The following is a 16,313-nucleotide window of genomic DNA, read 5'->3' on the forward strand; positions in this document are numbered from 1 at the left end:
GCAACAACGGCAACAACGGCAACAACGGCAACAACGGCAACAACGGCAACAACGGCAACAACGGCAACAACGGCAACAACGGCAACAACGGCAACAACGGCAACAATGGTAACCACGGCAACAATGGCAACAATGGCAATAACGAGAAAAAAATCCAACAGGTGTACAATGACACTTCCGCGAAGCTGTTCCAGCTGCGCAACCAGTGCCAGGCTGGCCTGACGGACATCGCGGTTGAGTTCACGACGTTAACGTCGACGCATGAGAAGACGGAATTGTACAAGACGGGTACCGCTGCGTTCAATAGCTGCACTAGTCAGTACAAAGTGATCATGGACGACGCAGCTGCAAAAATCGTTGCTCTTGGCGGCGAGCCTTCGATCCTTGAACCGATGCAAGATCGTTATCAACAAGAGATCATCGCAGGCCGTGCACAGCTTAACGCTATCGTAGGCAAATAATTTTATTCGCCTAACAAGAAGAACCGCGCAATCGAGGAGATCCTCTATTGCGCGGTTTTTTCTATTCTCATTTCGGATTATAATAGGTACGGAAACGGAGGTTGTCAGCATGATCATCAGAGAGCTTCAGGAGAAGGACAACGCAGCCATTGAACGCGTCATCAGAGAATGCCTGATCGAGTTCGGAGGCAATCGGGAGGGGTTGGCCTGGGCCGACGAGAGCCTGAGCCGCTTGTCCGACTATTATAATCGCGAAGGCAGGGCTTATTGGGTCATTGAGCAGGACGGAGAGGTTGTGGGCGGCTGCGGAATTGCGCCTTTTGCCGACTCGGAGGAAGTTTGCGAGCTGCAGAAAATGTATCTTTTCCCGGCGGTACGCGGTACGGGCATGGCGGCAAGGCTGCTCGATACGGCGTTAACCTTTGCCCGGCTTCATTATAAACAGTGCTATCTGGAAACGCTGCAAAATATGCATGCCGCTAACCGCTTTTACGCCAAGCACGGCTTCGAGTCGCTGTCTGCGCCGCTAGCCGGGTCGGAGCATTTTGCCTGCGATGCCTGGTATATTAAAGGTCTGGAGGATGTTTAAACGATGCGTCTCAACATTCGGTTCGTCCCCGTTGAACCAGCCGATCTCGACACCGTTCAGGATATTGTGAATTCGAATACCGCCTATAATCTCATGGAGAACGGTCGCCCCGAGCGCTCTCGCGAGGAGCTTCTTGAGCAGCTTTCTCCAGACCAGCACAGTCTGCTGATTCGGCTGGATGGCCGTGCTATTGGGCTGTTGCAATACTTGGACGAGAATCCGAAGGATGGTTACCCATGGCTTGGCCTTCTCATGATTCACGACAGGCTGAAAGGGAAAGGCTACGGCAAGGCTGCTTACGCTGCCTATGAGCAGCGGCTTAAGCAGGAAGGGAAACAGTCCGTACGCATCGGCGTTATTCCCGAAAATGAACTCGCCAAACGGTTTTGGAGCTCCTTGGGATTTCAATATTATGCGACCAAATTGGCCAACATCGGCATAGAGGTTGATTGCTATGAGAAGGCTTTATAAGTGAGCAGGCGGAAACCGTCTGCTTTTTTGTTTTTATTTGGAAACTTTTAGATGCGGTGAACGTCCTATTTATAGGAGGTGGGGATTTGCGGAGGTTAGTATATAGTCTGTTCTTGGGCATGATCTTCCTGCTAAGCGCATGCGGCCAGGCGGAAGAGGTTCGGCATATCGAAGCTTTTGGCATTGAAGTCATGGAGCAGAATGCGGAAGGACTGTATGAACCAGCGGGGTTTAAGAAAGTGAATTCCATCATGACGACAAAGGCAGACAAGAATTATACGAGGGTGGAGCTGAAGTCGGTTGAAGACTTCTACGATACGGGAGGCAAGTACGTCAAAACCGTCATTACGCACGAACAGGGTTATAAGTCGAACGTACTGGATACCAAGGATGGATTTCATCGAACGGAAGAGCTTCACGAACCGTCAACGATTCTGATCCCCGACGAAGACGCCGAGAGCTTCCGGGGAGATCAATTGTCCGGTGAAGAGCTCGAGCAATTAGAGAAGCATGTTCAGTCTTTCATGAAGCTGGTTGATTAAGCAGGCGAATTCGTCTGCTTATTTTATTTAGGCCAAAACCGTTTGCTCCTCCCGGAAGTCTAATAAGTAGATGCGGAAATGGCAGGGGAGGAAGCGTGTGGGAAACGAATTACTGGTGGCCGCAGCGAGACGGGGCGACGATGCTGCCTTTTATAGTCTCATTACGCAGCACAAGGAGAAGATGTACCGGATTGCTTATTCGTATTTGAAAAACGAAACCGATGCCCTTGAGGCCGTGCAGGAAGCGACCTGCCGCGCGTATATGCAGATTCGCAAGCTGAAGGAGCCGGAATATTTCGGCAGCTGGCTGATCCGGATTCTGATGAATTACTGCGCTGACGAAGCCAAGCGGAAAACGCGAAGAGCGTACGGACAGCAAGCAGTGGCTGCTGCTCTTGATCCGCATGCGGCAAATGGCGAATCGTCCTTGCTGGAGCGGGTGATGCTCGAGTCGGCGGTGGAGCAGCTGGATGCGAACTATCAGAAAGTGATTCAGCTGAAGTATTATCACGATCTGACCATTACGGAGATTGCGAGAACGCTGCAGAAGCCGGAAGGGACGATCAAGACTTGGCTGCATAAAGCGCTAGGCGGGCTGCGGCAGCGGCTGGGGAAGGAGGGGGAGCCGAATGGATGAGTATCGGGATGAACAAGTGCGGGAGCTTCCGGAGCTGGAGGCGATGAAGGAATACATGGAGGACATTCCTATACCTTCCGAGATTGACGCGAGGATATGGAGCGGCATAAGGGCCGGCCGGCAGCGCAGAAGACGAAGAGTATTTTCCAGAGTGGCTGCTTATACCGCATGTCTTTTGCTTCTCGTATCGGTTGCGTCCGTCCGGTTCTCTCCCGAGGTAGCCGCGTACGTGGGGGAGATACCAGGCCTTAAGCCGTTTGTCGAGCTCATTCATTACGATAAGGGCCTTGAACTGGCCATAGACAATGACTTTATGCAGCCAGTAGGTCTCTCGGAAGAACAGGACGGGATTAAGGTAACGATTGACGGTATGATCGCCGACGAATCGAGAATCATTGTGTTCTATACGCTAGAGAATGTAGATGGACGGAAGAGTGTTGTTAATTTCAATGGAGCTAGAATATCTAATGTTGAGCATATATCTAGCTCGTACGGTTCCGGTGCGTTTGAAGAGGACTGGAAGATAAGGCAAGATACAATAGAATTCCAGCCGGAAGACGGAACTCGCTTGCCGGATACGTTGGAGCTGGAACTGAAGCTCAATAAAGTCAGCGAAGCTGCAACAACGGATATAGAATGGCATTTTTCTGTTCCTGTAGATAAAGCGAAGTTTGAAGGAATGAAGGAAACTTACGATTTGAACCAGACTGTCGCGGTTGAAGGCCAGAAAATCACTTTCGGGAAGATGACAGTCTACCCAACAAGAATCGGGGTTGAAGTAAATTATGATCCGGCCAATACGAAGAAGCTGTTCTACCTCGATGATCTTCGGCTTGTAGATGAAAGAGGTGAAGCGTTCAGTTCGATAATGAATGGCATATCCGGGTCTACTATAAACGAGAACAGCCAAGTACTGTACTTCCAGAGCAATTACTTCAAGAAGCCCAAGCATCTCTATTTGCGGGCGAGCAGTATTCGGGCGCTGGACAAAGATAAACTGGAGGTGAAGGTTGACCTCGAACGCAAGCAGCTGCTTGCCAGACCGGACAGCCAGCTTACTCTGAAAGACATAGGCACTAGTAGCGAGGATGGGCAGGACATTCTTGTTTTCGAACTGAAGAACAACAATCCGCTTGATCAGGATCGCATGTATAGTCTATTTGAAGGCGCGTTTAAGGACGCTGCAGGCCACTCTTTCGAATCGCATATGACGGGTACCTCGGGCAATGGGGCAGATACCGAGTACCAATTCTATATTCTGAAGGAGAAATACCAGAGTCCGCTTACGCTTCATATTCAGGATTATCCGACTCGGATTCACGGGGACATTGATATCCAAATTAAATAAAATGCAATCGACAAGTAAGGGCTGCCGTCATCGGCAGCCCTTACTTGCACGAATGATCTTCTATTGAAGTTGATCCGGAACTTCATCCTTATGCGGCGTACTGACTTCAGCGAATAGATTGCGGCTGCCGGAATTTACTGCCGGGGGTGCAACGGCTTGCGGGAAATAGGATCGTAACAGGCTTTCGATATCTCTTATCGTGGCAGGCTTCGCATGCGGATAAAGCTCATAGCCAAGCTCTCCGTTGACCTCGATTGTCGCCGATTTTACGTCCTGGAAAGCCGAGATTTCGTGCATGCGCAATCTCTTCTCCAGATCGTCTACGGATATGCGCAGCTTTCTCAAATTGTTTGTTATAACCTCTCCATTCTCGATAACGGGTACGGCAAATCCCTTTAGCAATCGCTCGGCAGTGTTGGATTTTAGCGTTAGCCATTCGACCCCTACAAGAACGAGAACAAACACCGCGGCTGCTGCTATCGTCTTTAAGGCTCCTTTTCCGCTTACCTCCGAGCCCATAATTGCGCCTATCGTCAGCAAGATCCCCAGCTGGGGCATGGTCATTTGCGAAATCGATTTACGCCCGGCAAGACGAAGAAGAATGATGCTGACCGCGGCGAATAAAAAGGCTAGACCTAACATGTATAGCATGCGATTCCTCCTGATCTCATTCTAATCCTGTAAAGTAAGTATTTGCATGGAGGCTTTTAAGTATCAGGATAGAAATAAAGAAGTAAGGCTGCCGGATTAAACGGCAGCCTTACTTCTTTACTCCGACAACAGAAAGTCGAGAACAGCGCTCTCGAACGCATCCGGAAACTCCACATTAGGGAGATGGACGGCGGGCAGCATAAGAAGCCTTGCGTGCGGCACCGTCTCGGCAAGTAATTCGCCGTGACTTGGCAGCGTCACCGTATCATTCTGACCTGCGATGACTAGTGTCGGGCTGCTGATAAGAGCAGCGGTCCGGCGCATATCCATGTCGCGGATTGCGGCCCAGCTGCCTCCGATTCCTTCCGCGCGGGTGGCGAGGACCATCCGGTGGAAGGCAGCGACAATCCCGCTCTTCGAATCGATCATATTCGAAGGGAACCAGTTTTTGATAAACGTATCGGCGAAACCGTTCAAGTTCTCTGCTTGCAGGACGGAAGCAATCAATCCATCCCACTGCTCGGCAGGTCCCAGATAGGACGAGGTATTGCTTAAGATCAGCCGGCTGATCCGTTCGGGAGCGTGGATGCCAAGCCATTGCCCGACGGCACCGCCAAGCGACAATCCGAGAAAATGGACGCGGTCGATCCGAAGCGAATCGAGCAGCTCGATGACATCTCTCCCCAATCGGTCGAAGGAATAAGGCCCGGCTGGCGTATCCGAGTCGCCATGACCGCGGTAATCATAGCGCAGCACGCGGAAATGCTCCCCGAATGCTTCGATCTGTCCTTCCCACATATTCATGGAAGTAGCAATGGAGTTCGCCAGCATAAGTACCGGCTTATCGGCTGCCCCATCGACTCGATACGCTATTCGAACGCCGTCTCCGGTGGTGAAAAAGCTTAAGCCATTCGTTCTATTTGTTTCATTAAAGGTCATTGTCATCATCATCCATCTCCTTCATTGGTTATTAGTGACAGTTTATTGGAATCGGCTTACAATTCACATAAGAGGATTAAGGAATTTGGCGCTCGAAAACTTAATGATTACGTTAGTAGCTGTCCCAAACCTTTAAAATTAGAGGTGATCTATTTCATGGACCAAATTGATCATAAAATACTGTCGATTCTTCATGATAACGCCAGGATTACGATCTCGGAGATGAGCCGCATCATTGCCATGTCGCAGCCGGCCGTCACCGAGAGACTCCGTAAGCTGGAGGAGCAGGGAGTCATAACGGGCTATCGGGCAGAGCTGTCCTTATCCAAGCTTGGCAAGTATACAACGGCGTTTGTATTGTTTAAGTCGAGCCACTGCAAGGAATTCGAAGCCTTTAGCGAGGCCGCCCCTGAGATCGTGGATTTCTACCGAACGAGCGGGGAGTACAATTATTTATTGAAGGTCGTGACGGAAACAAGCGAAACCTTGGAGAGCTTCCTTGAAAAATGCCATACCTATGGATTTTCTTCGACTCTAGTCGTACTCTCCACCCGGTTCGAGGATAAACTTTTTTCCGCAATTCTCCCTAACCAAGCATAAAACCCGAGCAAACCGCGTACTTAGTGAAGCAAGACTTCCTAAGCATAGCGGTTTTTTTGTTCCTTCGTAGGCGTTTTGTTTTTGCGCAAAGATGCCATACTGAACGAATAGCGAGTAAGGATACAGGTTTTTAAGGAGTGATAGCAGATGAAGCTGTACGACTGCGCCATTATCGGAGGCGGACCGGCTGGGCTTAACGCAGCGCTTGTGCTGGGCAGGGCTAGACGGCACGTTGTGCTGTTTGACGATAACAAGCCGCGGAATGCGGTGACGCGCGAATCGCATGGATTTATTACAAGAGACGGCGTAAAGCCCGATGAATTCCGGCGGCTTGCCCATCTGGATATAAGCAAATATCCTTCCGTCAAGGTGGTTCGGACCAAGGCCGTGGATATGGTAAAGCGGGGGCATGCCCTGTTTCTCGTGCAGGCAAGCACCGGAGAGGTGTATCAGGCGCGGACGATTATTCTGGCGCTAGGACTAAAGGAAAAGCTGCCCGATATATCCGGCGTCGCCGATTATTACGGCTCGTCCTTGTTCAGCTGTCCGTATTGCGACGGATGGGAGATGAGAGACCAGCCGCTTGCCGTCATCTCGGAGAATGAGTCCCACCGCTTCTCGATGGTATCCACGGTCTATAACTGGAGCAAAGATCTGATTGTGTGCACCAATGGGGTCGGATCGATTGAGCCGCAGCAGCGGGCGAAGCTTCTGAGCCGGGGGGTACGGATCTTCGAGCAGCGAATTGCTTCTCTGAGAGGAAAAAGCGGCCGCCTGCAGAAGATCGTCTTTGCCGACGGGACGGAAGTGGCCCGTACGGGAGGTTTTGTAACGTCGAACTGGTATCTCCCTATCCGGGGTGCCGAGAAATTAGGCTGCAGATTAAACGAAAGCGGCGGTCTGGCGATAGACGATTACGGAAAAACGACGGTGGAGCATGTCTACTCCGCAGGCGATGCGGCCACGATTTCGCCCGCCCAGCTTGTGGTTGCGGCTGCCGGAGGGAGTAAGGCGGCGATGAGCGTTAACACCGCACTGACCCATTTGGATTTTTAAGCGCCATGTTATTTAAATGTTATAATAACTAACATAAATCATTGCGCAGAACGTTTCTACCTGCTAAAATCTTGATGAATTGCTAGCTGATTGATAGATTGCACGAGCAGCTCAATTTGTGCTAGGCCAATGTTGAGAGAGGTGGAGTGGACCATGGGGAAGCGGTTATCGGTACTTCTGGCAGCGGGAATTCTCGTCATGACGATGGCAGCATGCGGGGCCAACAAGGAAAACGGCAGCAGCAACACGGCAAGCGGCGATCAACCAAGCAGCACTGCCAGCGAGAAGGTGTACAAGTTCGCGACCGACGCGGCTTATGCGCCAATGGAATTCATGGATAAGGATAAAATTTCGGGCTTTGACGTTGATTTTCTGAAGGCGGTTATGGAGGAAGCGGGACTGAAGTATTCCATCACGAATACCGGCTGGGACGCGATGCTGACGGAGGTGCAATCCGGCAAAAGCTATGATGCGGGAATATCGAGCGTATCCGTTACGCCGGAGAGGGAAGAGTCTTATGACTACTCCATTCCTTACTTTGAATCCACCAATATGATTATGGTGAAGGAAGACAGTACGGTTGCCAGCGCGGCTGATCTGAAAGACAAGAAGGTAGCGGTTCAGGGCTCCACGACGGCGGATACGTTGATGTCCGGCATTATGGGCAACGACAATACCGACCTGAAGCGGTTCGACAGCAATGCGGTGGCGATGCTCGAGCTTGATTCGGGCGGGGTGGATGCCGTTGTGGCCGATATCGCGATTGTCCGCGAATATATGAAGAATAATCCGGAGCGCAAGCTGAAGGCGATCATGGACACGGCGAGCTTTGGTTCGGAGTTTTACGGCATTTTGCTTCCGGCGGGCAGCGAGCTGAAGGCGAAGCTGGATCCAGCGATCAAGACGGTGCTTGAGAACGGCAAGTATACGGAAATTTATAAAGAATGGTTCGGGGAAGAGCCGAACGTCGACAATGTGCTAAACGCGAAGTAAGCAGCATAAGGCATGCGTAATGGGATCAAGTTGCGCATGCTTTTTTCTTGACCGGGGAGGACGAGCGCATGCATTTTCGATTCGATATTATCGTCGACTATATTCCGTTATTGCTCAAAGGGGCCGCGCTGACGATTGGGATCTCTGCGCTTGCGATTACGCTGGGCTCCATGCTGGGGCTGGCCGTCAGCTTTGGCAAAATGTCGTCCAGATGGTATCTCAGCTGGCCGACGAGCGGGTATATTCATTTTTTTCGCGGTACGCCGTTATACGTTCAAATTCTGATCGTGCATTTTGGGCTTGTGCCCGCTTGTATTGGACACACCGATGCCATTGTTGCGGCGATTACCGCTCTTGCTTTGAACTCGGCGGCCTATACGGCGGAAATTTACCGGGCGGGCATCCAGTCGATTGATAAAGGGCAGACGGAAGCCGCGCAATCCCTTGGAATGACCGGCGGACAGACGATGAGGTTTATTATCCTGCCGCAGGCGGTGAGACGGATGATCCCGGCTTTCGGCAATGAATTTGTCGTCCTCATCAAGGACTCCTCGCTAGTTGCCCTGATTGCCGCCCCGGAATTAATGTACTGGAGCAATGTGATGCGGGGCCAGTATCTGCGCGTATGGGAGCCTTATCTGGCGGCAGCCTTTATTTATCTGATTCTGACCTACTCGCTTAGCAAGCTGCTGGGCTGGATGGAGAAGAAGGGGGTGGCGGGATGACGGCGGGACCGATTATTGCTGTAACTGGAGTCCATAAGTCGTTTGGAGCGAATACCGTTCTGAAGGATGTGTCCATGCAGGTAGCGCCTGGGGAGGTTGTTGTCATTATCGGCCCTTCCGGCTCGGGGAAGTCAACGCTGCTCCGCTGCCTGAATGGACTGGAGAAGCCGGAGGGAGGCGAGATCCGCATTGAAGACCGCTCCTTGCTCGAGGCCGGGTCAAGCATTACCGGGATCCGATCGCGAATGGGGATGGTATTCCAGCAGTTTAACCTGTTTCCTCATCTTAGCGTGCTTGGAAATATTACGCTCGCACCCGTGCGGGTACGCAAGCTGGAACCGGCTAATGCGGAGAAGCTTGCTTTGTCGCTGCTTGGCAAGGTAGGTCTCAGCGAGAAAGCGGGACAGTTCCCGGCATCGCTCTCCGGCGGACAGGCGCAGCGGGTTGCGATCGCACGGGCGCTCGCTATGGAGCCTCGCATTATGCTGTTCGACGAGCCTACTTCGGCGCTTGATCCCGAGATGGTGGGCGAGGTGCTCGCCGTCATGAAGGAGCTTGCGGCGGAAGGGATGACGATGGTCATCGTTACGCATGAGATGGGCTTTGCCCGGGAGGTCGGGCATCGGGTGCTGTTCATGGAGCAAGGGATGATCGTGGAGGAAGGAACTCCGCAGCAGCTGTTCGACGAGCCGCGGCAGGAGCGGACGAAAGCTTTTTTATCCAAGGTACTGTAGCAACCGGCTTACGAAGCGCATAAGGTGAAATCTCCGCGGAAACCCTACTAGTGGCAAAGGAGGGGATTGAAGCGATGGAATCCACTAGCGAATTTGTGGCAAAGGTTCATGCCACGCAAGCCAAGCAGAAGAAAAACCAGGTCCGTTACGGCAAAGGCAAGGCTTCCCAAAAGCTGCAAAACGTGCAGCATACGAACAATCCATAACTTGAAGATCCGTTCCGCCCGGAGCCTTGGTCACATCCCAAGGCCGGGCGGATTGTGCGATTAGCGGAAAAGGCTTATCCATGGATTGACAAAAGAAGGCGGTTGCGGCATCATAAACATATGAATAGTTGTTCATATATATAAAGTGAGGTGCCAGTCTTATGAGTCATGAACATAACCATAACGAGCAAGAAGGGGAGCATAAGCATTCGCATTCCGGCAAGGGGCATGCGGATAGCTGCAGCGGCGGACATCACCATGGCCACGGCCACGGTCACGGGACACATGGTCATGACCATGGACATCACGGGCATCATCATCACTTTGATATGTCGGGCAACAAGACCGGACTATTTATCGCGTTAATTATTACGGCGGGCATTATGGTATTGGAGTTTGTCGGGGGACTGGCGACCAACAGCCTGGCGCTGTTGTCGGATTCGGGGCATATGCTGAGCGACGTGAGCGCCTTGGTGCTCAGCCTTGTGGCGGTATGGTTCGCGGCGCGCCCGGCTTCGGCGGTTCGCACGTACGGTTTTCACCGGTTCGAGATATTGGCGGCTTTATTTAACGGCATTACGCTTGTAGTTATTTCGGTCTTTATTATTTGGGAGGCCATCGGCCGATTGTTTGATCCGCCGACTGTGGCAAGCGGCTCGATGATGCTGATTGCGGCAGTTGGCCTGCTTGCCAACCTGGCGAGCGCCTGGGCGCTGCTGCGCAAAGGGGATGTCCATAACAACCTCAACGTCCGAAGCGCTTACCTTCACGTGCTGGGCGATGCGCTTGGCTCGGTAGGGGCCGTGCTTGCGGGGCTGCTGATCTACCTCTTCGATTGGAATATCGCCGATCCGATTATTTCGATTGTCGTTGCCGTTCTGATTGTAAGAAGCGCGTGGAGCGTGCTGAAGCATACCGTCCACATTCTGATGGAAGGGACTCCGGTGAACGTGGACGAGAAGGAGATTCGCGCGGCGCTTGGAGAGATCGAAGGCGTCGTTGACGTGCATGACCTTCACATCTGGACGATTACGTCCGGTCTGGACTCCTTGAGCTGCCACCTGCAGGTCGCGGAAGGAACGGACTGCCAAGGGGTGCTGCAGGCGGCGATCGCGCTGGTCGAGGAACGCTTTGGCATTCAGCATTCCACGATTCAAGTGGAAAGCTCGCGCATCCGGCATATGGAGCTGCTGGTCTAGCGGCAGCTCGAAGGTGCAGCGGTTAGCGCAGCAAGCAATGTGCAATGGCTATTGTGCAGCGGTATGAGCGTTGAAGCTGCTCTGTGCAGAAGTGGAAGTACTGCCGTCCGCCCACGTTGCATGAAATGCAGGATAAAGATGCGCATTGCCCCAGTAACCTGAACGATACTGCACGGAATGCACTATATTCGTGATTTGTAGCTCTAATCGGTTCGAATTGACGTAATATCCTGCATTCTGTGCAGCGTAATTTCTCTATGGGCCTGCAAATGTGCGTATATCCTGCATATCGTGCAGTGTAATTTCAGCAAGCCGTTCGGCTGGGGAGGTATAGCGATTTACATAGGCATAGCCCGTAGATTCTTATCAAGACCAAGCCTGAACATGCCCCGCCAAACGCAAGAACGCCGCCCTTCATGGGGCGGCGTTTTATTTTAGCATATTAAAGATTGATATAACGGTCAAAGATTGCGCCGAAATCTTTTACTTTGTACTGCTTTTGCGCGCCCTCGAGCCAGTTGAATGCGGATTGGTTCAGCTTGTTGAACGCATCGGCTACATCGTAGTCGCCTTTATGGGCATGGCTAAGCGTCGAGGAAGCGAGCTCCAGGCTTTGGCGGGCAAAGCTGAGGCTGATTTCGTTCTCGTGGTGGATCTCGGAAATTTTGATAAGCGATTTGTACAAGTCCTTCACTTGCTCGATATGCTTCTTATTCACGTCGATGGAGAACGGTACGGAGCCAATCACGAATTTGATCTCGACGTCCAGGTCGACCGTGCCGGCCGTCTCCAGGGCTACGTTGCCGATCTTGTTCGTTGCGTAAGGGTAACGGTGCAGCACGCGTTTCTTGCTGACCGCGCTGGTGCCGTCCAGATGAATAAGGGCCAAGTTGGTGAAGCAGTACTCGTCGGTTTTCGACTTGATCAGAAAATAAATTTTTTCCCCGTCTTCGTGCATCACGTAGTCATCGGAATCCACCTTATCATAATTCTCCGGCCGGATAACCGACCCGATATCGCTGAGGCCGAGTATGTCGGCAGCTACTTTTCCGAACAATCTTACCATTCCTCTCCCTATGTAGATTGAATCACTCTACCATTATATATGCGGAATGGGGGATTATTCTAGATGATCCTAAACGCGGCTTATGACCGCTCGGCGGCGGCTTTGGAGGCGGCCATTTTTTCCTCCATGTGCTGTCTCTTCACCAGAACGGCGGCAATCACCAGCATAACGCCGTTAATAATAAACACCCATTTAATCGGGATAATGCCGCCTAGCACGCCCCCGATAACAGGTCCAAGCATGGTAGCGAACTGGGTAGCCGACTGGTTCAAGCTGAAGGCCCGGCCGCGGAAGCTTGTCTCCGTCGACTTCACGATCATCGCATTAATAGCGGGAGTTACCCCGGCGAAGAACAGGCCGTACACGAAGCGCAGAATGCCGAATTCGGCAATATGCCCGACGAAGAACTGCAGGCAGTTGCCGATCCCTCCGCCAAGCAGGCCGATAAAGAGCACCTTGGAGAAGCCGATTTTCGACCCGAATTTACCCCACTGCGGAGCGGCGATCAAGGTCGCAATCCCGACGGCCGAGAACACAATCCCGGATTGCAAGGAAGCATCATGCTCGTTTGTCCCTAGCTGCAGCACGTAGACGGTAAGCAGCGGCTCGAGAATCATAACCGAGAACATCGCAAGTCCGGACATGCCAAGGAGCGTCAGGAAGGCTTTGTTATGCGAGGCATGCTTCAGGTCGTCCAGAACGGAGGAGCGCACGCCGGAGCGGTTGAATTTATGCTCGGTAGCGAAGAAGGTTGCGATTAACGCTGCCACCAGCACGATACAGCCGGAGAAAACAAACGATTCCCGGTTCCCGATGTAATGGCTGACCGTACCGCCAATGAGCGGTCCCATAATGCCGCCCGTCGCGCCGGAGGTTGCCATGATGCCAAGGGCATAGCCGGATTTCTCCTCCGGGGTATTCGTTGCGACGAGGGCGATGGCCGCCGGCACGTAGCCGGCGAGCAGGCCCTGGAACACCCGGAGTATAAGGAACACATACGGATCTTTGATAAAGAACGTAATGAAATAAAGTGCCGCTAAGCTGAAGCCCGAACGAATGAGCATCGGCTTGCGGCCGTATTTGTCAGCTAGCGATCCCCAATAAGGCGCGATAAGCGCACTGGCTAGAAACGTAATGCCAAACGCGAATCCCGACCACATTTCCAGATGGCTATTCACTCCGAGATCATTATGCAGGAACAGCGGGATGAACGGAATTGAAACCGAATAGGCCGTGCTGCAAAAGAAAACACCAATCCATAAAACGATCAAATTGCGTTTCCACGAGTAAGGCTGGGTCATGTCAGTCACATCCTAAAGAGTACGTCAGAGTACGATTTTTCTTTTATTGTAAACCTATTTTTACCGAATCTCCATGTTCGGCGGAAAAAACCGTACTTTTGTCCTTGCGGCCCATGAGAAAAGCCTCCGTTATGTAAAGCTGGCGGAAGCTTAATGGGCGCTATGAGATTAATGCCGCAAGGCTTCCAGCAGGCAGGCGTTAAACAGCTCCAGCTCCTCGTAAAAAATGGCGTGCCCGCTGTTATCGAACCTGAGCAGGATGGAGTTTGGAATCGTTTCCTTCATGATGATAGCCAGCTCGAAGGGACAGACGCGGTCGTATACCCCGTGGAAAATGTACGTCGGCACCTTGATCCGTGCCAGATCCGCCTTTACATTCTCGTCTCGCAAAGTATATCCGCAGGCGATGATGGCGCGTGGCGACTGGTCAAGCTGGACGGAGTCGAACCATTGCCGGAACGGCGGCGACGGTTCGTTATGGAAGAACAGCTTGCCGAATTCCTGCAGCATAAGCGGGCGGTCTCGGTACGCGAGACCGATGAGGGCATCCAGTCCCTCGGGCGGCATGCCCTGCGGAAAGCCGGGCTGCTTCGTAATATAGGGGGCGGCCGCGGCGAACAGGAGCAGCTTGCCGACGCCATGCCCGGCATGCCGTCCCATGTAACGGACAGCTACCGCACCACCCATCGAGAAGGCGGCAAGGGTAAGCTCTTTGAAGCCTAACGTATCGATCATGCAGCGCACATCATCGGCCATCCGATCCAGGCTGTAGCTCTCCCATGGGGAGTCCGATTTCCCAAAGCCCCGGAGGTCCATCCGGATGCAGCGATAGCCGTATTTGGGCAGCTCGTTAATCTGGTATTCATACATACGGTGATCCAGCGGATAGCCGTGCACGAACAGGATTGGCTGCCCTGCGCCCGTGTCCTCCACGTACAGACTGACGCCCGGCTCCACATCAATATAATAGTTCAAGGCTTTCGTCTCCTTCTCCTAAAGCGGAATCGTTCTTTGTAGTAAAGGTATGAGCCGTTCCGCTACGTTAGAAGAAAGCGGTCAAGCCGATGTGCTCGGAGATTCGAATAGAAGGCAAAAGCTGTGATCGGGGTCTCCGGTGCTGCCGCAGCCGCGAAAAAAAAAGCCGTCCACCTGAAGGTGGACAGCCTCAACTTAGATACGCGCCATATTCATCAGGCTGCTGTAGGCAACCGTGCGGTTGCGGCCGTCGCGCTTGGCCTGGTAGAGCGCCTGATCGGCGAATTTGAACAACTCGACAACTTCCTCCGCCGCATCGGGGAAGGTCGCGACTCCAAGCGACATCGTCACCGATTCGCCGATCGGGGTGACGGACTGCTCGATCCGCCGCCGGATCCGCTCCGCGACCTGCACAGCTTCCGCCTCTGTGGCATGAGGCAGCAGCATCGTAAACTCCTCGCCGCCGTACCGGCAGCAATAATCGTCCGGTCCCTTCTCGCTTACCATGACGCCTGCCACAAATTTCAGCACTTCATCGCCCATCTGATGGCCATGCCGGTCATTTACGTTCTTGAAATGGTCAAGGTCCATAATAATAACCGAGAACGGCGTGCCCTGCTGCAACCATAAGGTAGTGATCGCCCCCATGGTCCGGCGGTTCGTCAGGCCGGTGAGCGCATCGGTATTCGCTTCGGCATGCAGCTCTTCCTTCTGCGCGCGCAGCTTATTGAAGGCAACGGCGACCGTATCGACAAGCTGATTCGCTTCATAGTTCCAGCTGACATCCGCCTGCAGCGGCTTCAGCGTTTCATCCCCGCCGGAGAGGCGGGAGGCGTAGGTAGCCAGCCGGTTAAGCGGATGCGCCAGCTTGCGGGACAGCCAGAACGAGAGAAGAACGAGCAGCAGAACGAACGGTGCGGAGAACTTCGTCATCTCGCGGATGACGTTTTCCGAAATTTTCGTAATATAGTCCTGCGGCGTCTGCGAGACGATCCCCCAGCCCGCAGCCGGTACCGGCGCAAAGCCCGCAAGGAAATTTTGCCCCTGCGAGTTGATGATGCGCTGCGCGCCGGACATTCCCTTCATCAGCTTCCGGACAACCGGATTGCTGCTCACATTTTCCGAGATGCGGTCTTTGTCCGGGTGATAGATCAGGTTGCCGGCGGAATCCACCACATAGAAGTAGGAACCGTTTGTGGTGCTCGCCTGAACGCCTAGAATATCGCGGAAAATATTCGCTTGCTGCAGGTAGATCGATCCGCCGACAAAGCCTTTGTAATTGCCGTTATGGTCGAAGATCGGCGAGCTTACCATAACGATCAGCCGGTTGGTTATGGCATGGAACGGCTTCGATATATACGGCTTCTTCAACCGGAGCGATTCCGTTGTCGCTTCCGAAGTCGGCTTGCTGCCTATGAGATTCAGGTTGTTGGGCGAAGTAGAGACAATAACGCCGTTCTTGTTCACAATCGTAAGCGAGTTGAAATACGGGCTTGTCCCCATAAAGAAATCCAGCTGGGACAAGACATTCCGATCGCTTAGCTCGATGTCCGAGAAATAATCCGCAGTCACCTCGAGACTCTTCTGCATGGATATAACAAGCGACTGCGTCGTTTTGCTTAGGTTCAGCGCCGCAATGCCGTTCATTTCGATTGTATTGTTGAAGAGCGACTTTCGCTCGGTGTTATATCCGATAATGGTACTGATGAAGATGGTAATCAGAACAGATAGGATGACGACAAATGAAATAATAGAGGACAGCTTAAAGCCTTTGCGCGGCCGTATCTTATAGACCATGGATGGCAGGCGATGCTCCTTCC

Annotated in this window: 19 protein-coding genes; 13 read left to right on the forward strand and 6 right to left on the reverse strand. The window is 52.7% G+C overall.

Going from position 1 to position 16,313, the window contains the following annotated elements; genetic code table 11:
• The 6 genes from FHT67_RS29690 to FHT67_RS12975 form a co-directional block, all read left to right on the forward strand.
• Window positions 1-461 (forward strand): hypothetical protein (locus tag FHT67_RS29690; protein WP_481856704.1); only part of this gene is annotated, 461 nt, incomplete at its 5' end.
• Between the two features lie 109 nt (window positions 462-570).
• Complete coding sequence (locus tag FHT67_RS12955; RefSeq protein WP_167198717.1) at window positions 571-1,050, forward strand: GNAT family N-acetyltransferase; 480 nt, start codon at window positions 571-573, stop codon at window positions 1,048-1,050.
• Between the two features lie 3 nt (window positions 1,051-1,053).
• Window positions 1,054-1,521: a GNAT family N-acetyltransferase gene (locus FHT67_RS12960; protein WP_167198719.1), complete on the forward strand. Its 468-nt coding sequence runs from the start codon at window positions 1,054-1,056 to the stop codon at window positions 1,519-1,521.
• Window positions 1,522-1,607: 86 nt separating this feature from the next.
• Entirely contained in the window at window positions 1,608-2,063 is a 456-nt protein-coding gene (locus FHT67_RS12965; protein ID WP_243711772.1) for a hypothetical protein, read from the forward strand.
• A gap of 97 nt (window positions 2,064-2,160) precedes the next feature.
• Window positions 2,161-2,700 carry a sigma-70 family RNA polymerase sigma factor gene (locus FHT67_RS12970; RefSeq protein WP_347880092.1) on the forward strand — a complete coding sequence of 180 codons (540 nt, stop codon included), beginning with the start codon at window positions 2,161-2,163 and terminating at the stop codon, window positions 2,698-2,700.
• Window positions 2,693-4,048, forward strand: a complete 1,356-nt coding sequence (locus tag FHT67_RS12975) for a DUF4179 domain-containing protein (RefSeq protein ID WP_167198725.1) — start codon at window positions 2,693-2,695, stop codon at window positions 4,046-4,048. The genes FHT67_RS12970 and FHT67_RS12975 overlap by 8 nt, the downstream gene beginning before the upstream one ends.
• Before the next feature lie 60 nt (window positions 4,049-4,108).
• Here FHT67_RS12975 and FHT67_RS12980 read toward each other — a convergent pair whose 3' ends face one another.
• Together FHT67_RS12980 and FHT67_RS12985 are read right to left on the reverse strand one after the other, a co-directional pair.
• Window positions 4,109-4,699: a DUF421 domain-containing protein gene (locus FHT67_RS12980; protein WP_132311369.1), complete on the reverse strand. Its 591-nt coding sequence runs from the start codon at window positions 4,697-4,699 to the stop codon at window positions 4,109-4,111.
• 117 nt (window positions 4,700-4,816) lie between these two features.
• Entirely contained in the window at window positions 4,817-5,638 is an 822-nt protein-coding gene (locus FHT67_RS12985; RefSeq protein ID WP_243867139.1) for an alpha/beta fold hydrolase, read from the reverse strand.
• Window positions 5,639-5,794: 156 nt separating this feature from the next.
• Here FHT67_RS12985 and FHT67_RS12990 point away from each other — a divergent pair, with 156 nt between their 5' ends.
• The 7 genes from FHT67_RS12990 (at window position 5,795) to FHT67_RS13020 (ending at window position 11,151) form a co-directional block, all read left to right on the forward strand.
• Window positions 5,795-6,238: an Lrp/AsnC family transcriptional regulator gene (locus tag FHT67_RS12990; protein ID WP_132311365.1), complete on the forward strand. Its 444-nt coding sequence runs from the start codon at window positions 5,795-5,797 to the stop codon at window positions 6,236-6,238.
• A 147-nt stretch (window positions 6,239-6,385) separates the two neighbouring features.
• The gene (locus tag FHT67_RS12995) at window positions 6,386-7,294 is read left to right on the forward strand and encodes an NAD(P)/FAD-dependent oxidoreductase (RefSeq protein WP_132311363.1); all 909 of its coding nucleotides are present in this window, start codon (window positions 6,386-6,388) and stop codon (window positions 7,292-7,294) included.
• Window positions 7,295-7,447: 153 nt separating this feature from the next.
• On the forward strand, window positions 7,448-8,287 hold the full coding sequence (locus tag FHT67_RS13000) for a basic amino acid ABC transporter substrate-binding protein (RefSeq protein ID WP_167198731.1): 840 nt from the start codon (window positions 7,448-7,450) through the stop codon (window positions 8,285-8,287).
• 68 nt (window positions 8,288-8,355) lie between these two features.
• Window positions 8,356-9,012, forward strand: a complete 657-nt coding sequence (locus FHT67_RS13005; protein ID WP_167198734.1) for an amino acid ABC transporter permease — start codon at window positions 8,356-8,358, stop codon at window positions 9,010-9,012.
• Between the two features lie 11 nt (window positions 9,013-9,023).
• Complete coding sequence (locus tag FHT67_RS13010; RefSeq protein WP_167199683.1) at window positions 9,024-9,746, forward strand: ATP-binding cassette domain-containing protein; 723 nt, start codon at window positions 9,024-9,026, stop codon at window positions 9,744-9,746.
• Between the two features lie 74 nt (window positions 9,747-9,820).
• Complete coding sequence (locus FHT67_RS13015; RefSeq protein WP_127499156.1) at window positions 9,821-9,952, forward strand: DUF4023 domain-containing protein; 132 nt, start codon at window positions 9,821-9,823, stop codon at window positions 9,950-9,952.
• A gap of 161 nt (window positions 9,953-10,113) precedes the next feature.
• Window positions 10,114-11,151 carry a cation diffusion facilitator family transporter gene (locus FHT67_RS13020; protein WP_167198736.1) on the forward strand — a complete coding sequence of 346 codons (1,038 nt, stop codon included), beginning with the start codon at window positions 10,114-10,116 and terminating at the stop codon, window positions 11,149-11,151.
• Window positions 11,152-11,593: 442 nt separating this feature from the next.
• On the opposite strand, the gene FHT67_RS13025 is transcribed toward FHT67_RS13020, so the two are convergent.
• The 4 genes from FHT67_RS13025 to FHT67_RS13040 form a co-directional block, all read right to left on the reverse strand.
• Window positions 11,594-12,208 (reverse strand): PH domain-containing protein, encoded by a 615-nt coding sequence (locus FHT67_RS13025; RefSeq protein ID WP_167198739.1) that lies wholly within the window; start codon window positions 12,206-12,208, stop codon window positions 11,594-11,596.
• An 89-nt stretch (window positions 12,209-12,297) separates the two neighbouring features.
• Window positions 12,298-13,518, reverse strand: coding sequence for an MFS transporter (locus tag FHT67_RS13030; RefSeq protein ID WP_132311353.1), 1,221 nt, complete (start codon window positions 13,516-13,518; stop codon window positions 12,298-12,300).
• A 168-nt stretch (window positions 13,519-13,686) separates the two neighbouring features.
• Window positions 13,687-14,493, reverse strand: a complete 807-nt coding sequence (locus FHT67_RS13035; RefSeq protein WP_167198741.1) for an alpha/beta fold hydrolase — start codon at window positions 14,491-14,493, stop codon at window positions 13,687-13,689.
• A 195-nt stretch (window positions 14,494-14,688) separates the two neighbouring features.
• Window positions 14,689-16,290 (reverse strand): sensor domain-containing diguanylate cyclase, encoded by a 1,602-nt coding sequence (locus tag FHT67_RS13040; RefSeq protein ID WP_167198744.1) that lies wholly within the window; start codon window positions 16,288-16,290, stop codon window positions 14,689-14,691.
• Window positions 16,291-16,313: the final 23 nt, after the last annotated feature.

This window comes from Paenibacillus sp. BK720 (assembly GCF_011761545.1).
In the GTDB taxonomy this organism is placed as follows: domain Bacteria; phylum Bacillota; class Bacilli; order Paenibacillales; family Paenibacillaceae; genus Pristimantibacillus.

Coding starts and splice junctions, on each gene's coding strand:
- FHT67_RS12955 (WP_167198717.1), top strand. CDS start 571: ATGATCATCAGAGAGCTTCAGGAGAAGGACAACGCAGCCATTGAACGC.
- FHT67_RS13015 (WP_127499156.1), top strand. CDS start 9,821: ATGGAATCCACTAGCGAATTTGTGGCAAAGGTTCATGCCACGCAAGCC.
- FHT67_RS13020 (WP_167198736.1), top strand. CDS start 10,114: ATGAGTCATGAACATAACCATAACGAGCAAGAAGGGGAGCATAAGCAT.
- FHT67_RS12995 (WP_132311363.1), top strand. CDS start 6,386: ATGAAGCTGTACGACTGCGCCATTATCGGAGGCGGACCGGCTGGGCTT.
- FHT67_RS12990 (WP_132311365.1), top strand. CDS start 5,795: ATGGACCAAATTGATCATAAAATACTGTCGATTCTTCATGATAACGCC.
- FHT67_RS13005 (WP_167198734.1), top strand. CDS start 8,356: ATGCATTTTCGATTCGATATTATCGTCGACTATATTCCGTTATTGCTC.
- FHT67_RS12980 (WP_132311369.1), bottom strand. CDS start 4,699: ATGCTATACATGTTAGGTCTAGCCTTTTTATTCGCCGCGGTCAGCATC.
- FHT67_RS12985 (WP_243867139.1), bottom strand. CDS start 5,638: ATGACCTTTAATGAAACAAATAGAACGAATGGCTTAAGCTTTTTCACC.
- FHT67_RS12975 (WP_167198725.1), top strand. CDS start 2,693: ATGGATGAGTATCGGGATGAACAAGTGCGGGAGCTTCCGGAGCTGGAG.
- FHT67_RS13030 (WP_132311353.1), bottom strand. CDS start 13,518: ATGACCCAGCCTTACTCGTGGAAACGCAATTTGATCGTTTTATGGATT.
- FHT67_RS12960 (WP_167198719.1), top strand. CDS start 1,054: ATGCGTCTCAACATTCGGTTCGTCCCCGTTGAACCAGCCGATCTCGAC.
- FHT67_RS13000 (WP_167198731.1), top strand. CDS start 7,448: ATGGGGAAGCGGTTATCGGTACTTCTGGCAGCGGGAATTCTCGTCATG.
- FHT67_RS13040 (WP_167198744.1), bottom strand. CDS start 16,290: ATGGTCTATAAGATACGGCCGCGCAAAGGCTTTAAGCTGTCCTCTATT.